General features: G+C 72.4%; 12 protein-coding genes. 4 read left to right on the top strand and 8 right to left on the bottom strand.

The window, feature by feature from the left end; all coding sequences use genetic code 11:
* Position 1 precedes the first annotated feature (1 nt).
* The 8 genes from ftsW to rsmH all read right to left on the bottom strand — a co-directional run bounded on the left by ftsW (position 2) and on the right by rsmH (position 10639).
* Positions 2 to 1342: a putative lipid II flippase FtsW gene (gene ftsW / locus ACGFYP_RS24750; protein ID WP_393497442.1), complete on the bottom strand. Its 1341-nt coding sequence runs from the start codon at positions 1340 to 1342 to the stop codon at positions 2 to 4.
* Between the two features lie 55 nt (positions 1343 to 1397).
* Entirely contained in the window at positions 1398 to 2825 is a 1428-nt protein-coding gene (gene murD / locus ACGFYP_RS24745; RefSeq protein WP_393497438.1) for a UDP-N-acetylmuramoyl-L-alanine--D-glutamate ligase, read from the bottom strand.
* Positions 2807 to 3877: a phospho-N-acetylmuramoyl-pentapeptide-transferase gene (mraY, locus tag ACGFYP_RS24740; protein ID WP_393497435.1), complete on the bottom strand. Its 1071-nt coding sequence runs from the start codon at positions 3875 to 3877 to the stop codon at positions 2807 to 2809. The genes murD and mraY overlap by 19 nt, the downstream gene beginning before the upstream one ends.
* Complete coding sequence (murF, locus tag ACGFYP_RS24735; protein ID WP_393497432.1) at positions 3874 to 5298, bottom strand: UDP-N-acetylmuramoyl-tripeptide--D-alanyl-D-alanine ligase; 1425 nt, start codon at positions 5296 to 5298, stop codon at positions 3874 to 3876. Before murF ends, mraY begins: the two co-directional genes overlap by 4 nt.
* 3 nt (positions 5299 to 5301) lie before the next feature.
* Positions 5302 to 6951 carry a UDP-N-acetylmuramoyl-L-alanyl-D-glutamate--2,6-diaminopimelate ligase gene (locus tag ACGFYP_RS24730; RefSeq protein ID WP_393497429.1) on the bottom strand — a complete coding sequence of 550 codons (1650 nt, stop codon included), beginning with the start codon at positions 6949 to 6951 and terminating at the stop codon, positions 5302 to 5304.
* A gap of 16 nt (positions 6952 to 6967) precedes the next feature.
* Complete coding sequence (locus tag ACGFYP_RS24725) at positions 6968 to 8953, bottom strand: penicillin-binding protein 2 (RefSeq protein ID WP_361961634.1); 1986 nt, start codon at positions 8951 to 8953, stop codon at positions 6968 to 6970.
* Between the two features lie 5 nt (positions 8954 to 8958).
* Positions 8959 to 9558 carry a septum formation initiator family protein gene (locus tag ACGFYP_RS24720; RefSeq protein WP_393497425.1) on the bottom strand — a complete coding sequence of 200 codons (600 nt, stop codon included), beginning with the start codon at positions 9556 to 9558 and terminating at the stop codon, positions 8959 to 8961.
* Between the two features lie 127 nt (positions 9559 to 9685).
* A complete protein-coding gene (gene rsmH / locus ACGFYP_RS24715; protein ID WP_361961640.1) occupies positions 9686 to 10639 on the bottom strand; it encodes a 16S rRNA (cytosine(1402)-N(4))-methyltransferase RsmH in 954 nt (317 codons plus the stop codon).
* A 311-nt stretch (positions 10640 to 10950) separates the two neighbouring features.
* Between rsmH and ACGFYP_RS24710 the strand changes: the two genes are divergently transcribed.
* The 4 genes from ACGFYP_RS24710 to ACGFYP_RS24695 all read left to right on the top strand — a co-directional run bounded on the left by ACGFYP_RS24710 (position 10951) and on the right by ACGFYP_RS24695 (position 16526).
* Positions 10951 to 11508, top strand: coding sequence for a beta-class carbonic anhydrase (locus tag ACGFYP_RS24710; RefSeq protein WP_393497421.1), 558 nt, complete (start codon positions 10951 to 10953; stop codon positions 11506 to 11508).
* Positions 11509 to 11710: 202 nt separating this feature from the next.
* Positions 11711 to 12730 carry an AAA family ATPase gene (locus tag ACGFYP_RS24705; RefSeq protein ID WP_393497419.1) on the top strand — a complete coding sequence of 340 codons (1020 nt, stop codon included), beginning with the start codon at positions 11711 to 11713 and terminating at the stop codon, positions 12728 to 12730.
* Positions 12730 to 14106 (top strand): DUF58 domain-containing protein, encoded by a 1377-nt coding sequence (locus tag ACGFYP_RS24700; protein WP_393497416.1) that lies wholly within the window; start codon positions 12730 to 12732, stop codon positions 14104 to 14106. The genes ACGFYP_RS24705 and ACGFYP_RS24700 overlap by 1 nt, the downstream gene beginning before the upstream one ends.
* Complete coding sequence (locus ACGFYP_RS24695) at positions 14103 to 16526, top strand: DUF3488 and DUF4129 domain-containing transglutaminase family protein (RefSeq protein WP_393497413.1); 2424 nt, start codon at positions 14103 to 14105, stop codon at positions 16524 to 16526. Before ACGFYP_RS24700 ends, ACGFYP_RS24695 begins: the two co-directional genes overlap by 4 nt.
* Positions 16527 to 16648: the final 122 nt, after the last annotated feature.

Below are 16648 nucleotides of genomic sequence, written 5' to 3'. Positions count from 1 at the left end.
TTCACCGCTCTCCGGACGGACGCTTCTTGACGCGCCGTCGCATCGACTTCCATCTCACCCCGGCCCGCTTGCCCCAGCCGGGGCGGCGCATGGCCAGGGCCGCTTTCGCGGCGGGATCCTGTCGCGCGAAGGCGATGAGGAGCCCGACGGCGAACATGGTCGGCAGCAGGGCCGACCCCCCGTAGGAGAACAGCGGGAGCGGGACACCGGCGATCGGCAGCAGACCGAGCACCGCACCGATGTTGATCACGGCCTGCGCCGTGATCCAGGTGGTCACGCCTCCCGCGGCGTACCTCACGAAGGGGTCCTCCGTGCGTCCGGCCACGCGGATACCCGCATAGCCTAGAGCCGCGAACAGGGCGAGTACCGACAGCGTCCCCGCAAGACCCAGTTCCTCCCCGGTGACGGCGAAGATGAAGTCGGTGTGCGCTTCGGGTAGTTGGCCCCATTTTTCCACACTGGCGCCAAGACCGGAACCGAACCATCCGCCCGACGCCAGAGCATAGATGCCGTGGGCCGCCTGGAGGCAGGGCGCGCCCTCTCCCCCGGGGTCGGTGGCGCCGATGCAGGCGAAGCGCTTCAGCCGGTTGTCGCTGGTCTTGATCAGCAGGAAGCCGATGGCCCCCGCGACCGTGAGCACCCCGACGAAGAGCCTGGTGGGCGCTCCGGCCGTCCACAGCAGGCCGAAGAGGATCGCGGCGAGCACGATCGCCGTGCCCATGTCCCCGCCGAGCATGATCAGGCCGAGCAGCAGGAACGTTCCGGGCACCAGTGGGACCAGCATGTGCTTCCACTGGGTGAGCAGTTTCATGTCCTGCTTGCGGGCCAACAGATCCGCGCCCCACAGGATGAGCGCCAGTTTGCCGAACTCGCTGGGCTGGAGCATGAACGGCCCGCCCAGCGAGATCCAGTTCTGGTTGCCGCCGACCGCCCGCCCTATCCCCGGGATCTGGACGAGCACCATCAGGAAGACGGCGCCGACCAGGATCGGGTACGCGAGCGCCCGGTGCAGTTTCACCGGCATCCGGGAGGCGACCAGGAGCAGCGCGGCGCCGAGGATCGCGGCGAAGAACTGCTTGCGGAAGAAGTACGAGGGCACCAGGTCGTAGCGGAGCGCCGTGATCATCGAGGCGCTGTAGACCATCACCAGGCCGAGCGTGGTGATGAGCAGCGCGGCGCCGAGGATGACGTAGTACGCGGTGAGGGGCCGGTCCCAGGCCCGCCGCGCCTGCTCGTACATCCGCCGTACGCCGCCGGTGCGGGTGGGCCGCGGCGGCGCGGGAGCGCGGCCTCCGCCGCGGACGGCGGAGGGCCGACGGGTCCCGGCGATTCTGCTCGGCATGGGCGCTGTCCCCTCCAGTCGTGCCCGGCGCGGCCGGACCTCCTTACCGGTCAGGTCAGACGCGCCCGGTGGTGGCGAGGGCGCGGACCGCGTCCGCGAAGGCCTCGCCCCGCTTGTTGTAATTGGCGAACATGTCCATCGAGGCGCAGGCCGGGGCCAGCAGGACCGTGTCGCCCGGCCGGGCGAGCCGCGCAGCCTCCTGGACCGCCTCGGACATCGCCCCAGTGTCGGTCCGGTCGAGGTCCACGACCGGGACCTCCGGGGCGTGTCGCGCCAGGGCTTCGCGGATCAGCTCGCGGTCGGCGCCGATCAGGACGACCCCGCGCAGACGCTTCGCCGACGCGGTGACGAGCTCGTCGAAGGTCGCACCCTTGGCGAGGCCGCCGGCGATCCAGACGATCGGGTCGTAGGCCGCCAACGAGGCTTCCGCGGCGTGGGTGTTGGTGGCCTTGGAGTCGTCGACGTAGACGACGCCCTCGATCTCCTCGACCAGTTCGATGCGGTGCGGGTCGGGCCGGAAGGCCCGCAGTCCGTCCCGTACGGCCCTCGGCTCGACGCCGAAGGCGCGGGCGAGGGCGGCCGCGGCGAGCGCGTTGGCGATGTTGTGCGGGGCCGGCGGCTGGACGTCCGCGACCTCGGCGAGCTCCTGGGCCTGCTTCTGCCGGTTCTCGACGAAGGCCCGGTCGACGAGGATGCCCTCGACGACGCCGAGCTGGGAGGGGCCGGGGGTGCCGAGGGTGAAGCCGATCGCGCGGCAGCCCTCCTCGACGTCGGCCTCGCGGACCAGGTCCTCGGTGGCCTTGTCGGCCACGTTGTAGACGCAGGCGACCGTGTTGCCCTCGTAGATCCGGCCCTTGTCGGCGGCGTACGCCTCCATGGAGCCGTGCCAGTCGAGGTGGTCGGGCGCCAGGTTGAGCACGGCGGCCGAGTGGGCGCGCAGGGAGGGCGCCCAGTGCAGCTGGTAGCTGGAGAGTTCGACGGCGAGGACGTCGTACTTCTCCTCGCCGAGGACGGCGTCGAGAAGCGAGACGCCGATGTTCCCGACGGCGGCGGTCCGCAGCCCGGCGGCCTCAAGGATCGAGGCGAGCATCCGTACGGTCGTGGTCTTGCCGTTGGTGCCGGTCACGGCGAGCCAGGGGGCGGCGTCGGGGCCGCGGAGCCGCCAGGCGAGCTCCACGTCGCCCCAGACCTCCACGCCCGCCTCCGCGGCGGCCGTGAAGAGCGGCTTGTCGGGCCGCCAGCCGGGGGCGGTGACGACCAGTTCGGTGCCGTCGGGCAGGGTGTCGCCGTCGCCGAGGCGGACGGTGATCCCCTCGGCCCGCAGCTCCTCGGCCTGTGCCCGGGAGCGCTCGTCGTCGCCGTCGTTGACGACGGTCACGACGGCGCCGAGGCCGTGCAGGACGCGGGCGGCCGGGATCCCGGAGACCCCGAGACCCGCGACGGTGACCCTCTTGCCGTTCCAGCTCACTTTTCGGATGCCCATCCCGCGTAGAAGAGGCCCAGGCCCACGATCACGCACATGCCCTGGATGATCCAGAACCGGACGACGACCAGGACTTCCGACCACCCCTTGAGTTCGAAGTGGTGCTGGAGCGGGGCCATCCGGAAGACGCGCTTGCCGGTCATCTTGAACGAGCCGACCTGGATGACCACCGACATGGTGATCAGCACGAACAGCCCGCCGAGCAGGGCGAGCAGCAGCTCGGTACGGGAGCAGATGGCGAGACCGGCGAGCGCGCCGCCGAGCGCCAGCGAGCCGGTGTCGCCCATGAAGATCTTGGCCGGCGAGGTGTTCCACCAGAGGAAGCCGAAGCAGGCGCCCATGAGCGCGGAGGCGACGACCGCGAGGTCGAGCGGGTCGCGGACCTCGAAGCAGGCGTTGGGGTTGGTCAGGGTCACCGCGTTGGCGCAGGACTCCTGGAACTGCCACAGGCCGATGAAGGTGTACGCGCCGAAGACCATCACCGACGCGCCGGTGGCCAGGCCGTCCAGACCGTCCGTCAGGTTCACGCCGTTGGACATGGCGAGGATCATGAAGAGCGCCCAGACCACGAAGAGCACCGGGCCGATGGACCAGCCGAAGTCCGTGATGAAGGAGAGCTTCTCGGAGGCGGGGGTCAGCCCGCGCAGGTCCGCGAACTGCAGCGAGAGCACGGCGAAGGCGATGCCGACGATCAGCTGGCCGGCCATCTTCGCCTTGGCCCGCAGGCCCAGCGAACGCTGCTTGACGATCTTGATGTAGTCGTCGAGGAAGCCGACGAGACCCATGCCGGCCATCAGGAAGAGGACGAGCACACCCGAGTACGTCGGGTCCTCACCGGTGATGACCTTGGCGAGCACGTACGCGATGACCGTGGCCAGGATGAAGGAGATGCCGCCCATGGTGGGCGTGCCCTTCTTCCCGGCGTGGCCGCGCGGGCCGTCGTCGCGGATGAACTGCCCGTACCCCTTGCGGGCAAGGAGCTTGATGAGCAGCGGGGTGCCGATCAGGGTCAGGAAGAGCCCGATGGCTCCCGCGAAGAGGATCTGCCTCATCGGCCCGTGACCTCGCTCTCGGAGTCGAGGAGGGCCAGGGCGACCTGCTCCAGACCGACCGACCTGGAAGCCTTCACAAGGACGACATCCCCCGGGCGCAGCTCACTGCGCAACAGGTCGACCGCCGCCTGCGCGTCGGACACGTGCACCGACTCCTCACCCCACGAACCCTCGTTATATGCGCCCAGTTGCAGCCAGGACGCTTCCCTGTCCCCGACCGCGACGAGCTTGCTGACGTTGAGCCGGACGGCGAGCCGTCCGACCGCGTCGTGCTCGGCGAGCGATGCGTCTCCGAGCTCGGCCATCTTGCCGAGCACCGCCCACGTACGGCCCCCCTGGGCCTGTGCGGCCCGGCCCATGGACGCGAGCGCGCGCAGAGCGGCTCGCATGGACTCGGGGTTCGCGTTGTAGGCGTCGTTGACGATCGTCACGCCGTCCGGACGCTCGGTGACCTCCATGCGCCAGCGCGACAGGGTGCCCGCCTCGGAGAGCGCGGTGGCGATCTCCTCCACGGGCATGCCCAGCTCGTGCGCGACGGCGGCCGCGGCGAGCGCGTTCGACACGTGGTGCTCACCGTACAGGCGCAAGGTCACGTCACTGCACCCGGTGGGTGTGTGAAGCCTGAATGACGGCTGTCCTGTTGCTGTGAGGCGGACGTTCTCGGCACGTACGACCGCTTCGTCCGACTCTCCGAACAACGTCACGCGCGCGTGGGTCCGTGTCGCCATGGCGCGCACCAGCGGGTCGTCGGCGTTGAGGACCGCGACGCCGCCCTTGTCGGCCGGTGGCAGCGCCTCGACGAGTTCGCCCTTCGCCTGGGCGATCTGCTCGCGGCCGCCGAACTCGCCGATGTGGGCGGTGCCCACGTTGAGGACGAGTCCGATGCGCGGCGGGGTCAGTCCGGTGAGGTAGCGGATGTGACCGATGCCGCGGGCGCCCATTTCGAGGACCAGGTGCTGGGTGTCGTCGCTCGCGCGCAGCGCCGTCAGCGGCAGCCCGATCTCGTTGTTGAGCGAGCCGGGCGTCCAGACGGTGGGCGCGTGACGCTGCAGGACCTGGGCGATCAGGTCCTTGGTGGAGGTCTTGCCGGCCGAGCCGGTCAGCGCGACGACATCGGTGCCGAGGCGTTCGACGACGGCGCGGGCGAGTGCGCCGAGCGCCGCCTGGACGTCGTCCACGACGATCGCGGGCACTCCGACGGGGCGGGCGGCAAGCACGGCCGCCGCGCCCGCCTCGACGGCGCGGGCCGCGTAGTCGTGGCCGTCGACCTGTTCGCCGGCGAAGGCGGCGAACAGGCTGCCGGTCTTCACCTCACGGGAGTCGATGACGACGGGACCGGTGATCCGGACGGCCGGATCCGGTATGTCGTACGACTGCCCGCCGACGATTTCGGCGATCTCGGCGAGGGAGAGGGCGATCACAACTTATCCCTGACTGTTCTTGAGGCTGCGTTCAATCGCTTCGTGCAGGACCTGGCGGTCGTCGAAGGGGCGGACCACACCGGCGATGTCCTGGCCCTGCTCGTGGCCCTTGCCGGCGACGAGCACGGTGTCGCCGGACCCGGCGCGGGCCACGACCGCCGCGATGGCGGAGGCGCGGTCGGCGTCGACCAGGACGTCGCCGCGCTCGTGGGCGGGCACCTCCGCGGCGCCCGCGAGCATCGCGGCCAGGATCGCGAGGGGGTCCTCGGAACGGGGGTTGTCGGAGGTCAGTACGGCGGTGTCGGCGAGGCGCGCCGCGGCGGCGCCCATCGGGCCGCGCTTGGTGGTGTCCCGGTCGCCTCCGCAGCCCAGGACGATGTGCAGCTTGCCCTCGGTGACCTTGCGCAGCGAGCGCAGGACCGATTCGACGGCGTCCGTCTTGTGCGCGTAGTCGACGACCGCGAGGTACGGCTGGCCCGCGTCGACGCGCTCCAGGCGGCCGGGGACGCCGGGGACGGCGGCGACGCCGTCGGCGGCGGTCTGCGGGTCGAGCCCGGCGACGGCCAGGGTGACGATCGCGGCCAGGGTGTTGGCGACGTTGAACGGGCCGGGCAGCGGGGCGGCGGCGGAGATCCGCTCGCCCTGGGGGCCGACGACCGTGAACGTGGAGCCGTGGGAGCCGATCTCGACGTCCTCGGCGCGCCAGTCGGCGTCCGGGTGGCCCTCGGCGGAGAAGGTGACGACCGGAACGGTCGCCTCCGTGGCGAGCCGGCGGCCGTAGGCGTCGTCGAGGTTCACCACGCCGCGCCTGCTGCGCTCCGGGGTGAAGAGCTGTGCCTTCGCCCCGAAGTAGTCCTCCATGTCGGAGTGGAACTCCATGTGCTCCGGGCTGAGGTTGTTGAAGACGGCGACGTCGAAGACGCAGCCGTCGACCCGGCCGAGCACGAGGGCGTGGCTGGAGACCTCCATGGCGACGGCCTCGACCCCGCGTTCGCGCATGACGGCGAAGAGGGCCTGGAGGTCGGTGGCTTCGGGGGTCGTACGTTCGGACTTGATGCGCTCGTCGCCGATCCGCATCTCGACCGTGCCGATGAGGCCGCTCTTGCGGCCGGCCGCCTTGAGGCCGCCCTCCACCAGGTAGGCGGTGGTGGTCTTGCCGGAGGTTCCGGTGATGCCGATCTGGAGGAGGTCCTCACCCGGCCGGCCGTAGATCTCGGCGGCGAGCTCGCCCATCCGGCCGCGCGGGTTCTCCACCACCAGGACCGGCAGGCCGGTCGCCGCGGCGCGTTCGGCGCCCGCCGGGTCGGTGAGGATCGCGGCGGCGCCGAGACCGGCGGCCTGGTCGGCGAAGTCGGCGCCGTGGACCCGGGCTCCGGGCAGGGCCGCGTAGACGTCGCCGGGGCGTACCGCCCGCGAGTCGTGCGTGATGCCCGAGACGTCGGTGTCGCCGGGCGTCTCGACGCCCAGCCGGGCGGCCAGGTCGCCCAGGGGTGTCGGGCGGGCCTGCTCCGGGCGGGGCGGGGTGGTTCGGTACTGATCAGCGTGTGGCACGGCGGTGAGCGTACCGGGCCCACCCGCCGCGGGGCCAAAAGAGGGCCGGGCGTCGCCGGAGTTCGATTTCCGGTTCCCGGAATCAGGGGTGATCGTGCTCACTGGTGCTCCCGGCGTGTCACTCGCTGTCCTTGAACGTCACCGGCAGTCGGGCGGGCTCGCTGCCGGTCGGGGCCACATGGAGTGTCTTGAGGGCGAACTCCATGACCTTCTTGTAGATGGGGCCGCAGATCTGGCCGCCGAAGTAGCTGCCCTTGGTGGGGTTCTGGATGGCGCAGTAGACCGTGATCTGCGGGTCGTCGGCGGGCGCGAAGCCGGCGAAGGAGGCGGTGTACCCCTTGTAGCCGCCGAGCTCGGGGTCGACGCGGTTGGCGGTACCGGTCTTGCCCGCGACCCGGTAGCCGGGGATCCGGGCCTTGGTGCCGGTGCCCTCCCGGTCGTCGACCACGGACTCCAGCATCCGCGCGAGGGTCTTGGCGGTCTTCTCGCTGACCACCCGGGACTGCTCGGGGGCGGGCGCGGGGGTGAAGCGGCCGTCGGGCCCCTTGGTGCCGCGGACGAGGGTGGGCTCGATCCGTACGCCTCCGTTGGCGATGGTCGAGTAGACCGAGGTGGCCTGCATGGCACTGACCGAGAGGCCCTGGCCGAAGGGGATCGTGTACTGCTGCGAGGTCGACCAGTCCTGCGGCTTGGCGAGGATGCCCGGGGTCTCTCCGGGGTAGCCGAGCCCGGTGGGGCTGCCCATGCCGAACTTCCGCAGGTAGGAGTAGAGGACCTGGTTGGCCTCGGCCTGGGTCTTCCCGAGCTGGCCGGTGGCCAGGATCGTGCCGATGTTGCTCGACTTGGCGAGGACCCCGTTGAGGGTCAGGTACCAGGTCGGGTGGTCGATGTCGTCCTCGAAGAGCCGGTCGCCGCGGTGCAGCCGGTTGGGGACGGTGACGTGCGTGTCGGGGGTGGCCGCGCCCTCCTCCAGGACGGCGGCCATGGACATGACCTTGCTGGTGGAGCCGGGCTCGTAGGCGTCCTGGAGGGCCGCGTTGCCCATCGCGGCGGCGTTGGCCGCGGAGAGGTCGTTGGGGTCGAAGCCGGGGGCGTTGGCCATGGCCAGGACCTCGCCGGTCTTCGTGTTCTGCACTATGACGTAGCCGCGGTCGGCCTTGGACTTCGTCACCTGCTCGGTGATGGCCTGCTGGGCGGCCCACTGGATGTCCCGGTCGATGGTCAGCTCGATGTCGGAGCCGGGCACGGCCGGGGTGCCCTGGGAGCCCGCCGTGGGCACCTGGCGCCCGCCGGACTCGGCGAACCTGATCTTGCCGTCCTGGCCCGCGAGCTCCTTGTCGAGCTGGGACTCCAGGCCACCGGCGCCCCGGCCCTCGGCGTTGACGTAACCCAGTATCCCGGCGGCCAGCGCCCCGTTGGGGTAGACGCGCTTGGTGCTGGGCTCGCTGAGGATGCCGCCGAGCAGGTTGACGCCGTTGCCGCCCTCGGCCGGCTTGGCCTTCTGCCCGTAGACCTTCTTGAGGTCCTTGATCTGGTTCCAGACCTGCGGGGTCTGCTTGCGGGCGAGCAGGGTGTAGCGGGACTTGGGGGTACGGAGCTTCTTCGCGAGGTCCGCGGGCTGCTTGCCCAGGAGCGGCGCGAGGAGCGCGGCGGCCTGCTCGGGGGCGTCCTTGACCTTGCTCTCCTCAGGGGTGAAGAGCTTGGGGTCGGCGGTGATGTCGTACGCGTCGACGCTGGCGGCAAGCGCGATGCCGGAGCGGTCGGTGATCTCGCCCCGGTCGGCGGAGAGCGTGTACTCCTGGAAGCGGTGGGCCTCGGCCTTCGCGGCCAGGGTGCTGGCGTCGACCGCCTGGACCTGGAGCAGCCGGACGACGAACGCCAGCATCACGAGGGTCAGGCCCAGGGAGACGAGCCGCAGCCGTGGCTTGGGGCTGCCGAGCCGGATGGTGCGTGCCTTCGGCCGCGCGGGAGGCCGGGGCGCGGGCCTGCGCGGGCCGCCGGAGCGGGCGGCGGCCGGGCGGGCGGCCGACGGCCTCGGGCGGGCCGGGCGGGCCGGATGCGCGGGGCCGGGCACCCGGCGGCGCGGGGGCTCCTTGGAAGGCACTGAGGTCACCTGCCGGAGGTCGTCGGGACGGGCGCGGTCGTCTTCGCGGGTGGTGCCGTGGTGGGGGTGGGCTTCGTGCTGGGGTTCGCGGGCGGCGAGGCGAGCCCGGAGGGGGTGCCCGTGGGCGTGCCCGTGGGCGTGCCCGTGGGCGTGCCCGTGGGCGTGCCCGTGGGCCGGCCGCCCGGTGTGGTCGTCGCCGTCGAGCTGGGGTCGGGCTTCGGGGTCGGCTCCGGCTTCGGGGCCGTGGCCTTCGAGGGCTGACCTCGGACGGTCCCGTCCGGGTTCAGGAAGGCGGGGCTGCCGCCGGGGACCATGCCGAGCTCCCGGGCCCGCCGCTCCAGCGCGTCGGGCGCGGAGCGGTCGTCCACGTCCCGCTGGAGGGCCTGCTCCTCGTCGGTCAGCTCGGTGGTGCGGTTCTTGAGGTCGCGCAGCTTGAAGGAGCCCTGGTTGAGGGCGGAGTTCAGCAGCAGGAGGGTGATGAGCCCGCCGCCGAGGAGCAGCACGACCAGCAGGACGAAGGGGGTACGGGCGGCGCTGCTGGGTCCCGACGGCATGAGCCGCCCGAGTCGCGCCGCCCGCCCTTTGAGCGGCCCCTTCGTCGTCATGCGTGCCCGTCCTCGCTCTCCCCCTGGGCGACCGCCCGGGAGGTACCCCCAGCTCCGCCCGCGAGGCACGGAGGTGCGGGCATCGTCGTCGGCTGCGGCCCGGTGGCCTCGCGCGCGTCGCTCACGGCTACACGTCCTCCCGAATGCGCTGCGCCCCCCGGAGCCGGGCCGGGGCCGCGCGGCGGTTCTCGGCGATCTCTTCCTCGGTGGGGAGCTCCGCGCCGCGGGTGAGCAGCTTCAGGCGGGGCTGGTACTGCTCCGGGACCACCGGCAGGCCGGGCGGCGCGGTGTTCGCCGCGCCCGCCGCGAAGACCTGCTTGACCAGGCGGTCCTCCAGGGAGTGGTACGACAGGACCGCGATCCGGCCGCCCACCGCGAGCGCCTTCACCGCCGCCGGGATCGCCCGCTCCAGGACCGTCAGTTCGCCGTTGACCTCGATGCGCAGGGCCTGGAAGGTGCGCTTGGCCGGGTTGCCGCCGGTGCGCTTGGCCGCCTGCGGGAGCGCGTCGCGGATCAGCTCGACCAGGCGGGCGCTGTTGGTGAAGGGCTCCTTCTCGCGCTCGCGCACGACCGCGGAGACGATCCGCTTGGCCTGCTTCTCCTCGCCGTACGCCCGCAGGATCCGGACCAGCTCGCCGGCCGGGTAGGTGTTGAGGACCTCCGCCGCGCTGGCCCCGGTCGTCTGGTCCATGCGCATGTCGAGCGGCGCGTCCTGCGCGTACGCGAAGCCGCGGTCGGCCTCGTCGAGCTGCATGGAGGAGACGCCCAGGTCGAAGAGGATGCCCTCGACGCGCGGAATGCCGAGCCGGTCGAGGACCTCGGGCAGCTCGTCGTAGACCGCGTGCACGAGGGTCGCGCGCTCCCCGTAGGGGGCGAGCCGCTCGCCGGAGAGCCGCAGCGCCTCCTTGTCCCGGTCGAGGGCGACCAGGCGCGCCTCGGGGAACCGCTCGAGCAGCGCCTCGCTGTGCCCGCCGAGCCCGAGGGTGCAGTCGACGACGACCGCGCCGGGGCGCTCCAGGGCGGGGGCCAACATGTCCAGGCACCGCTGGAGCATCACCGGGACGTGTCGGTCGTTGCTCAATGCGCCCTCTCAGAATTCGGCTCAGATTCGGCGCGGCCGCTACGCATCCGCCGCACACGCGGGGGAGAAACTGCGGAAATCGCTCAATGTCTCCGTGAACTTCGCGTCACTTTAGTCCACTGATCCCGGCGGTCAATCAACCGGCTGGCGCGTCGCGCGGGCCGTCGAGCGGAGCCGACCATTCCCGCCGACTCACCCGGATGGGCCCGCTCCGCTCATGCGTGTGGGTTAGCTCACAACAAGGCTCATTGACGTTCTTTGTCCACTCTCACAGCGGGCCCCGCACGGGCGTGACCATTACCGTCATAGACATGTCGACCTCTGCGCACCTCTCTGCCGAATCCGCCGACTCCGCCGACGTGATACGCACCAGCGGCACGGTCACCGACCGGCTCGTCGAGGCCAACGAGCGCTACGCCTCCCGGTTCACCGACCCGGGCATGGACGCCCGGCCCGTCCTGAACGTGGCCGTGGTCGCGTGCATGGACGCCCGGCTCGACCTGCACTCCGCGCTCGGCCTCGAGCTCGGCGACTGCCACACCATCCGCAACGCGGGCGGCGTGGTCACCGACGACGTGATCCGCTCCCTCACGATCAGCCAGCGCGCCCTCGGCACCCGCAGCGTGGTCCTCATCCACCACACCGGCTGCGGCCTGGAGTCCCTCACCGAGGACTTCCGGCACGACCTGGAGATGGAGGTCGGCCAGCGGCCGGCCTGGGCCGTGGAGGCCTTCCGCGACGTCGAGCAGGACGTCCGGCAGTCGATGCAGCGCGTGCGGACCTCGCCGTTCCTGCTGCACACCGACGATGTCCGCGGCTTCGTCTTCGACGTCACCACCGGTCTGCTGCGCGAGATCGACCCGGCCTGACCTCGACCTTGTCCCGGCTCGATCCGGGCCTGATCCCGGCCTTTTCCATCGGGCGCAACACAGCAAACCCCGGCATATCGCTCCCACTTGTCCACAGGCAAGTGACACAACCCGCCACGGGCAACAAGAATGCTCGGGTGACACCCCCCGAATCACCGCGGGGGCAGGTGTCGGTGTTTACGGAGGGGCCGAGGAGGGCCGGGTGACGACCTATGACGATCGAGCGAGCCTCACAGATCTGACCACCACAGCGGAGCGTGTCCGCAGGTCGGTGGAGGGTGTGATCGAGGGCAAGCCTGAGGTCGTACGGCTTTCGCTGACCGTGCTGCTCGCCGAGGGACATCTTCTGATCGAGGATGTCCCCGGCGTCGGCAAGACGATGCTGGCCAAGACGCTGGCACGGTCCATCGACTGCTCGGTGCGCCGTATCCAGTTCACGCCCGACCTGCTGCCCTCGGACATCACGGGCGTGTCGATCTTCGACCAGCAGCGGCGGGACTTCGAGTTCAAGCCGGGCGCGATCTTCGCCCAGATCGTGATCGGCGACGAGATCAACCGCGCCTCGCCGAAGACCCAGTCCGCGCTCCTGGAGTCCATGGAGGAGCGGCAGGTCACGGTCGACGGGCAGACCTACGAGCTGCCGAGCCCGTTCATGGTGGTGGCCACGCAGAACCCGGTGGAGATGGAGGGCACGTACCCGCTCCCCGAGGCCCAGCGCGACCGCTTCATGGCCCGGGTCTCGATCGGCTACCCCAGCGCGGAGGCCGAGCTCCAGATGCTCGACATCCACGGGGCGGTCAATCCGCTCGACGACCTGCAGCCGGTCGCGCACGCCCACGACATCGTCAAGCTGATCGACGCGGTGCGGGGCGTCCACGTCGCCGACTCCGTCCGCCGGTACGCCGTGGAGATCGTCGCCGCGACCCGTACCCACCCGGACCTGCGACTCGGCGCATCCCCGCGTGCCACGCTGCACCTGCTGCGCGCCGCCAAGGCGTCCGCCGCGCTGAGCGGCCGCGAGTACGTCCTGCCGGACGACCTCCAGGCCCTCGCCGTGCCCGTCCTCGCGCACCGGCTGCTGCCGACGGCGCAGGCCCAGCTGAACCGGCGCACCTCGGAGCAGGTCGTCCGCGACATCCTGCAGCGCACGCCCGTCCCGGCCGCGGCGCCGCCCGCAGGACCGCACTACGGCCAGCAGCAGCCCGGCGTCCGGCCGCTGTGATGGCCACCTCCGCCGCGCCGGAGGGGCAGCGGGGCGACGAGGACCGGGACGGTCGCCCGGGTGAGGACAAGGCCGGTGTGCGGGCCGCGCTGAGCGGTCTCACCACGCGCGGCCGGTCCTTCCTCGCCGCCGGTGTCGCCGCCGGGATATGCGCCTACGTCCTCGGCCAGGGCGACCTGCTGCGTGTCGGGCTGCTGCTCGCCGCGCTGCCGCTGATCTGCGTCGGCGTGCTCCACCGCACCCGCTACCGGGTCGCGGGCAGCCGGCGGCTCTCCCCGCAGCGGGTGGCGGTCGGCTCCGAGGCCCGGGTCCACCTCCGGATGGACAACGTCTCCAAACTGCCCACCGGCCTGCTCATGCTCCAGGACCACGTCCCGTACATGCTCGGGCCGCGGCCCCGGTTCGTCCTGGACCGGGTCGAGGCGGGCGGGCGGCGCGAGGTGTCGTACCGGGTCCGCTCCGATCTGCGCGGCCGCTTCCCGCTGGGCCCGCTCCAGCTGCGGCTGAACGATCCCTTCGGGATGTGCGAGCTGACCCGCTCCTTCAGCGCGTACGACACCCTGACCGTCGTCCCCAGGACCGAGGCGCTGCCGCCGGTGAAGCTGACCGGCGAGGCGGCGGGGTACGGCGACGGCAGCCTGCGCTCGCTGGCGCTCGCCGGGGACGACGACATCATCCCGCGCGCCTACCGCCACGGCGACGACCTCCGCCGGGTCCACTGGCGGTCCACCGCGCGCTACGGCGAGCTGATGGTGCGCCGTGAGGAGCAGCCGCAGCGGGCCCGTTGCACGGTGCTGCTCGACACCCGCGGGATCGCCTACCAGGGCGCGGGCCCGGACTCGGCCTTCGAATGGGCGGTGTCGGGCGCGGCCTCCGTCCTGGTGCACATGCTGGAGCGGGGCTACGCGGTCCGGCTCCTGACCGACACGGGCACGGCGGTGCCCGGCGAGGGCGCCGAGGGTTTCGCGGGCACCTCGCAGGACTCGGCCGAGGCGGCCGGGCTGATGATGGACGCCCTCGCCGTCGTGGACCACTCCGACGGGGCCGGCCTCTCCCGCGCGCACGACGTGCTGCGCGGAGGGAACGAGGGCCTGCTGGTCGCCTTCGTCGGCGACATCGACGAGGAGCAGGCCGCGCTGGCCGCCCGGCTGCGGCCGCGCGGCGGCGCGGCCGTCGCCTTCGTCCTGGACTCCGGGACGTGGCTGACGGGCGGCGCGGTGGCGGGCCCGATCGACGAGCGGCTCCGGCAGCTGCGCGAGGCCGGGTGGACGGCGCTGGCCGTGCCCCCGGGGGCCCGGCTCGCCGAGCTGTGGCGGCAGGCGGCCGGCGTCCGGGCGGAGAGCGCCTCGGGTGACACGTACGGAGGTTGGACATGAGCGGCCGCGGGCGGCTGACACTGGGCGCCTACGCCGCCACGCTGATGGCGGCGGGGGCGCTCCTTCCGCTGGTGAACCCGTCGACGTGGATCTTCACGGCGGCGATCCTGCTGGCGCTGCAGAGCGGGGTCGGCGCGCTGACCCGGCGCGTGCCGCTGGCGAGGCCGCTGACGATCGCGGCCCAGTTCTTCGTCACCCTTCTCGCGCTGACCCTGGTCTTCGCCCGGGAGCATGCGCTGCTCGGCCTCCTGCCCGGGCCGCAGGCCTTCGGGCGGTTCGCCGCGCTCTTCCAGGCGGGCGCGGAGGACGTCGGCACGTACGCGCCGCCGGCCCCGGACACCGAGGGCATCAGGCTGATGCTGGTCTGCGGTGTGCTCCTGATCGGGCTCCTGGTGGACACCCTCGCGGTGACCTTCCGCAGCGCGGCCCCGGCCGGGCTGCCGCTGCTCGCGCTGTACTCGGTGGCCGCGGGGCTCTCCGAGGGCGGCGCGAGCTGGATGTGGTTCCTGTTCGCTGCCTCCGGCTACCTCCTGCTGCTCCTCGCGGAGAGCCGGGACCGGCTCTCGCAGTGGGGCCGGGTCTTCGGCGGCGCGCCGCGGACGGGGCGACCGGGGACGGACGGGTCCGGGGGCGGCGGGAAGGCGCTGGCCGCCGTGCGGACCGGTCGGCGGATCGGTGTGGTAGCCATGGGCGTCGCCCTTGCGGTGCCCGCGGTGCTGCCCACGCTCTCGGGCGGCCTGTTCGGCAAGCCGGGCGAGGGGGCGGGCGACCGGGGCAAGGGCGGCACGATCTCCGCGGTGAACCCGCTGGTCTCGCTCCAGGACAACCTCCGGCAGCCCGAGGACCGCGAGGTGCTCAGGTACCGGACCAACGCGACCGACACGAGCGGCATGTATCTGCGGCTCGTGGCGCTCGACCAGTTCGACGGCACGTCGTGGAAGTCCTCGGTCCGCCCGATCGAGGACGTGCCCGAGCGGCTGCCCCGGCCGACCGGGCTGAGCGGTCAGGTCCGCACGATCGAGGTGACGAGCAACTTCGTCGCCTCCCCGACGTACGAGCAGAAGTGGCTGCCGATGCCCTTCCCTGCGGACCGGGTGGAGATCGGCGGGCGCTGGCGGTACGAGCCGGCCGGGCGGATGCTCGTCGGTGACGACGGACAGAACACGTCCGGAGCCCGGTACACGGTGACGAGCCTGGACGTACGGCCCACGGCCCAGCAGCTGGCGGCGGCCCCGCCGGCGCCCGAGGCGCTGCGTAGGGAGTACACGAAGGTCCCCGAATCGCTGCCGCTCGACGTGCGGGCGAAGGCGCTGCAGGTCACGAAGGGCGCGCGGAACGACTACGAGCGGGCCGTGAAGCTCCAGGACTGGTTCACGACGGACGGCGGGTTCCGCTACGACGTCGATGTGGAGTCCGGTACGGGAGTCCAGGCGATCTCGCGCTTCCTGGAGCGCCGGGAGGGCTTCTGCGTCCACTTCTCCTTCTCGATGGCGGCGATGGCGCGGTCGATCGGGATCCCGGCGCGGGTGGCGGTCGGCTTCATGCCGGGCGGCCTGCAGTCCGACGGCACGATGTCGGTCGGCATCCGGGACGCCCACGCCTGGCCCGAGCTGTACTTCGAGGGTGCGGGGTGGACCCGGTTCGAGCCGACCCCGTCCCGGGGCTCCACGCCGGAGTACACGCGTGAGCAGTCCCCGACGGGCACGCCGAGCGAGTCGGCGCAGCCGTCGACCAGCACGTCGGCGGCGCCGTCCGCGGCGCCGAGGACCTCGGAGAGCTGCCCGGCGCAGATGCGCCGTCAGGGCGAGTGCGGCCAGGACGAGGCGGCGGGCGCCGCGGCGTCGGACGGCGGCGGCCCGGATCCGCTGACGGTGGTGCTGGTGGTCCTTGGGGTGGCGGTGCTGCTCCTGCTGCCGCTGGCACCGCTGCTGTGGCGGACACGGGTACGGGCCCGGCGGCTCGGCTCCTCGGGCCGTACGGCCGAGGACGGGGTGGCCAGGACGCTGGCGGCGTGGCGGGAGATCAACGACACGGCCTGGGACCACGGGGTGGTCCCCGACGAGTCGATGACGCCTCGGAGGACGGCGGCGCGGATCGTCCGCCTCGGCTCCCTGGAGGGCGAGCCGGCCAACGCGGTGCACCGGGTCGCGCGGGCGGTGGAGCAGGTCCTCTACGCCCCGCAGCCCCGCCCGGGCACGGGTCTCGTGGACGAGGTGTCCCTGGTCCGCTCGGGCTTCGCGGCGGTGTCCTCCCGCAAGGTCAGGCTCCGCGCCCTGCTGGCGCCGCGCTCTGCCGTTCGGGTGGCCTGGAGGGCCTCCTCCTGGTGGTCCGCCACGACGACGTCCTGGCGCACCCGCCGCGAGACCCTGACGGCCCGAGTGACGTCCCGCTTCCACCGCCCGTCCCGCAACGAGGGCTGACACCCCGGGGGGCTGCCTGGCCACAGGCGGCCTCCCGCGGGCGGGCCCTCGGGTGCGGGCCCCCGAAACGCAACGAGCCCCGTGCGCCGGGCACGCTGTCGGCGTGCCGGGCCCACGGGGCT

The sequence above is a fragment of the Streptomyces sp. NPDC048370 genome, from assembly GCF_043200825.1.
Lineage (GTDB): Bacteria > Actinomycetota > Actinomycetes > Streptomycetales > Streptomycetaceae > Streptomyces.
The sequence above is the reverse complement of the archived record's forward strand: the minus strand, read 5'-3'. Positions and strand labels throughout refer to the sequence as shown.